The organism is Pandoraea sp. PE-S2R-1 (assembly GCF_002179865.1).
GTDB lineage: Bacteria > Pseudomonadota > Gammaproteobacteria > Burkholderiales > Burkholderiaceae > Pandoraea.
Map to the genome: position 1 here is coordinate 1 of NZ_NGUR01000037.1, position 658 is coordinate 658.

General features: G+C 58.2%; 1 protein-coding gene and 1 pseudogene. Both read right to left on the reverse strand.

From position 1 onward, the window contains the following. Positions 1-50 precede the first annotated feature (50 nt). Entirely contained in the window at positions 51-377 is a 327-nt protein-coding gene (locus CDV44_RS28535; RefSeq protein ID WP_087691671.1) for a hypothetical protein, read from the reverse strand. 7 nt (positions 378-384) lie between these two features. Beyond that, positions 385-658 (reverse strand): annotated as a pseudogene (locus tag CDV44_RS28540) (sugar ABC transporter); the annotation flags it as partial.

Consider the following 658-nt stretch of genomic DNA (forward strand, 5'->3'; position numbering starts at 1 on the left):
ACTTGCTGGCTTGGAAAGACAGGAACGGACACAGCAGTTCTCCAGATTGGCTAGTTTCGGGCGTGAATGCTCGACGCCGCATATCCGAAACAACGAATGCGTGCCGTGAGGCCAGTGCGGTGAGCGATGGCGTTTTCCAACGCGTCCATCAACTGGTTCATTACCGTGGGCGTGCGAAACGTCTCGAGGCGATATTGGATTTCCGCGAAGACGGGGTGCCCCTGCCCATGCCGAACGTCCACAAAGACGATGTGAACGTTTTTGAGCGCCGCGCCAAGCACAGTCGTACAGAGTTCGATGCAGTCGCCGGAAAGCCCGGCAAGACGCTCGTCAGACGGCATTTTTTCCGCATCGATATAGAAAGTGACGTTCGGCATCGCAGACCTACTTTGTCGGCGCTGTCGAAGGTGAGACAGCGCTGGTGAGCTGCTCCGTCATCGGTGCGTAGAGGTAAATACGGTGAACACCTTCAGCCATGCGCTCGACACGCTGAGCGCTTTCCCGAGGCAGAACGGCGAGCCAGCGACGCTCTGGAAACTTCTCCAACGCAACGGCTTGCATGGCCAGCGGTTGGAGGCCCAACCGGATCAGAGGGTCGGGTCCATTCGCACAAAGCACGAGACATTCGTCGGCCTTCACCGCCGGTGCAAGACCGATA

What these genes read in the sequence shown, in the direction of transcription:
- CDV44_RS28535 (WP_087691671.1), bottom strand. Translation starts at nt 377, where the DNA reads ATGCCGAACGTCACTTTCTATATCGATGCGGAAAAAATGCCGTCTGAC.